The organism is Cellulomonas septica, assembly GCF_012396155.1.
Classification (GTDB): domain Bacteria; phylum Actinomycetota; class Actinomycetes; order Actinomycetales; family Cellulomonadaceae; genus Cellulomonas; species Cellulomonas septica.
The window spans coordinates 1-3579 of record NZ_JAAXOY010000362.1; the positions used below are offsets into that span (position 1 = coordinate 1).

Sequence of the window (3579 nt, forward strand, 5' to 3'; positions counted from 1 at the left end):
ACCGCGTCCGTCGCGCTCACGCTGCCCGCCGAGGACGAGGAGCGGCTGGCCGCCGTCGTCGAGGGAGCGCTGCTCGGGGCGTACGCGTTCCACCGCTACCGCGCGTCCGACGCGGCGAGCAAGGCGCCGGTCGCCGACGTGCAGGTCGTCACGTCGCTCGGACGCTCGGCGGCGGCGAAGGACGCGGTCGCGCGGGCCGAGGTCGTCGCCGCGGCGGTCCACGCGACGCGGGACCTCGTGAACACCGCGCCCAACGACCTGTACCCCGAGGCGTTCGCCGACGCCGCGAAGGCGGCCGTCAAGGAGGCGGGCGCCAAGGGCCTCAAGGTGTCGGTCCTCGACGAGAAGGCGCTCGCGTCCGGCGGGTACGGCGGACTCGTGGGCGTCGGTCAGGGCTCGGCCCGCGGCCCGCGCCTCGTCCGCGTCGCGTACGCGCCGTCGCGCCCGAAGGCCACCGTCGCGCTCGTCGGCAAGGGCATCACGTTCGACTCGGGCGGCATCTCCATCAAGCCCGCCGCGGGCATGGAGGCCATGAAGTCCGACATGGCCGGTGCCGCCGCCGTGCTGCACACCGTGATCGCCGCCGCCCGCCTGGGCCTGCCCGTCGCCGTCACGGGGTGGCTGTGCCTCGCGGAGAACATGCCGTCGGGCACCGCGCAGCGCCCGTCGGACGTCATCACGATCCGCGGCGGCAAGACCGTCGAGGTCCTCAACACCGACGCCGAGGGGCGGCTCGTCATGGCCGACGGCCTCGTCGCGGCGGTCGAGGAGAAGCCCGACGTCGTGCTCGACATCGCGACGCTCACGGGCGCCCAGCTGGTCGCGCTCGGCCACCGCGTGTCCGCCGTCATGGGCACGGACGACGTGCGCGCCGAGGTCGTCACTGCCGCCGAGACCGCGGGCGAGCAGTTCTGGCCCATGCCGCTGCCGGCCGACCTCAAGGCCGGGCTGCGCTCGAAGGTCGCCGACCTCGCGAACATCGGCGACCGGTTCGGCGGCATGCTCACCGCCGGGATCTTCCTGCAGGAGTTCGTCGGCGCGACGCCGTGGGCGCACCTCGACATCGCCGGTCCCGCGTTCAACGAGAAGGCCGCGCACGGGTACACGCCCGTCGGCGGCACCGGCGTGGGCGTCCGGACGCTGCTCGCGCTCGTCGAGGGCCGCGCGACGGCCTGACTTGTCCGACGCCGAGCGGCGCCGTCGTGCTCGACCGAGGGGCGGCGGCGCCGCTCGCGGCTCTCAGAGGGCGCGGCGGCGCCGCTCGCGCTCGATCCGCTGCCGCGCGTTCCAGTCGCGGACGCGCTGCGGGTAGCCGGTGCGCTGCACGTCGTACACGGGGATGCCCAGCTCGCGGGCCAGGTCCCACCCGACCTTGGGGTCCGGGACGCGCCGACGCGTCCACTCGCCGTCCGTCGCGACCAGCATCATCGTCGTCTGCGTGACGTTCGTGGGCGGCTCGACGTACGCCTCGACGCCGACCCGCGTCGTCACGAACTCCCGCAGGTGCGCGAGCGTCGCCTCGCGCGCGGCACGGTCCGACGGGGCGGCGTCGGGCGTGCGGTGGCGGCGTCGCGAGAACCAGGCCATCCGGGGAGCGTAGCGAGGCACCCTGGACGTTGGCTGGGACCGCGCCGAGCGCCAGTCATGGGACGACTGTTCCGAGCATCACACGCCGCGCCTGGTCGCCGAGGTCGTTCGGACCTTGACGGGATGACAAGATGGTCGGCGAGCTTCGAGACCCACACGCCTGCGCATAGGAGTCTGCACGTGGCCGACACGAACGGCACCGCTTTCGACATCGTCGTCCTGGGAGCGGGGAGCGGCGGCTACGCCGCGGCTCTGCGCGCCGCCCAGCTGGGCAAGAACGTCGCCCTCATCGAGGCCGACAAGGTGGGTGGGACCTGCCTGCACAACGGCTGCATCCCCACCAAGGCCCTGCTGCACGCCGCCGAGCTCGCGGACAACGCGCGCGAGGGTGCGCACTTCGGCGTGCACAGCACGCTCGACCGCATCGACATGGGCGGCGTCAACCAGTACAAGGACACCGTGATCGGCGGCCTGTACAAGGGCCTGCAGGGACTCATCAAGTCCCGCAAGATCACCGTGATCGAGGGCCACGGCAAGCTCGTCGGCCAGAACGCCGTCCAGGTCGGCGACACGACCTACACGGGCGAGCACGTCATCCTCGCGACCGGCTCCTACGCGCGCTCGCTGCCGGGCCTCGAGATCGGCGGCCGGGTCATCACGTCCGACCAGGCGCTGACGCTCGACTTCGTCCCGAAGTCGGCGATCATCCTCGGCGGCGGCGTCATCGGCTCCGAGTTCGCGAGCGTCTGGAAGTCCTTCGGCGCCGACGTCACGATCATCGAGGCGCTCCCCCACCTGGTCCCCAACGAGGACGTCGCGCTCTCCAAGGCGTTCGAGCGTGCCTTCCGCAAGCGCGGCATCGCGTTCAACCTCGGCGTCCGCTTCCAGGGCGTGACCCAGAACGACAACGGCGTGCACGTCACCCTCGAGGACGGCAAGTCCTTCGACGCTGACCTGCTGCTCGTCGCCGTCGGCCGCGGACCCCGCACGTCGGGCGTCGGCTACGAGGAGCAGGGCATCACGCTCGACCGGGGCTTCGTCATCACCGACGAGAAGCTCCACACGGGCGTCGGCAACATCTGGGCGGTCGGCGACATCGTCCCCGGCCTCCAGCTCGCGCACCGCGGCTTCGCCCAGGGCATCTTCGTCGCCGAGCAGATCGCCGGGCTCAACCCGCAGCCGATCGTCGAGTCCGGCATCCCGCGCGTCACCTACTCGCACCCCGAGGTCGCCTCGGTCGGTCTCACGGAGGCCGCCGCCAAGGAGGTCCACGGCGAGGACGCCGTGGAGATCCTCGAGTACAACCTCGCGGGCAACGGCAAGAGCAAGATCCTCGACACCCAGGGCTTCATCAAGCTCGTGCGCCAGAAGGACGGCCCCGTCGTCGGCGTGCACATGATCGGCGACCGCGTGGGCGAGCTCATCGGCGAGGGCCAGCTCATCGTGAACTGGGAGGCGTACCCCGAGGACGTCGCCTCGCTCATCCACGCCCACCCGACGCAGAACGAGGCGCTCGGCGAGGCCCACCTGGCGCTCGCCGGCAAGCCGCTGCACGCCCACAACTGACCCCCACGATCGAAGGAGACACGAGCGGTCATGTCCGACAACGTGCAGCTTCCCGCTCTCGGTGAGTCCGTCACCGAGGGCACCGTCACCCGCTGGCTGAAGAACGTGGGCGACCGCGTGGAGGTCGACGAGCCCCTCCTCGAGATCTCGACCGACAAGGTCGACACCGAGATCCCGTCGCCGTTCGCCGGCGTGCTCGAGCAGATCCTCGTCCAGGAGGACGAGACCGTCGAGGTCGGCGCGACGCTGGCCGTCATCGGCACGGGCGAGGGCGGCGGTGCGTCCGCGCCCGCCGAGGAGGCCCCAGCGGCGACACGCACGTTGACTAACTTTGTTCACTTGCCTAAGAATGCCACGCGGAGCAGGGTTCGCGAATGACCCCGACGGTGACGAAGCCCCTCCACACCGGCCGGCACGCGGAGGTGC

At 71.8% G+C, this 3579-nt stretch carries 3 protein-coding genes and 1 pseudogene; 3 read left to right on the forward strand and 1 reads right to left on the reverse strand.

Annotation, left to right across the window (positions count from 1 at the left end):
* Positions 1-1176: leucyl aminopeptidase (locus HGA02_RS13230; RefSeq protein WP_168679399.1), on the forward strand; the 1176-nt coding region annotated here is incomplete at its 5' end.
* Positions 1177-1239: 63 nt separating this feature from the next.
* Here the strand turns inward: HGA02_RS13230 and HGA02_RS13235 are convergent.
* Positions 1240-1587, reverse strand: coding sequence for an oxidoreductase (locus HGA02_RS13235; protein ID WP_168679400.1), 348 nt, complete (start codon positions 1585-1587; stop codon positions 1240-1242).
* Between the two features lie 180 nt (positions 1588-1767).
* On the opposite strand from HGA02_RS13235, the gene lpdA reads away from it, so the two are divergent.
* Positions 1768-3153: a dihydrolipoyl dehydrogenase gene (lpdA, locus tag HGA02_RS13240; protein ID WP_168679401.1), complete on the forward strand. Its 1386-nt coding sequence runs from the start codon at positions 1768-1770 to the stop codon at positions 3151-3153.
* Positions 3154-3183: 30 nt separating this feature from the next.
* Positions 3184-3465 (forward strand): annotated as a pseudogene (locus HGA02_RS13245) (biotin/lipoyl-containing protein); the annotation flags it as partial.
* Between the last annotated feature and the right edge of the window lie 114 nt (positions 3466-3579).

What these genes read in the sequence shown, in the direction of transcription:
- HGA02_RS13235 (WP_168679400.1), bottom strand. Translation starts at nt 1,587, where the DNA reads ATGGCCTGGTTCTCGCGACGCCGCCACCGCACGCCCGACGCCGCCCCG.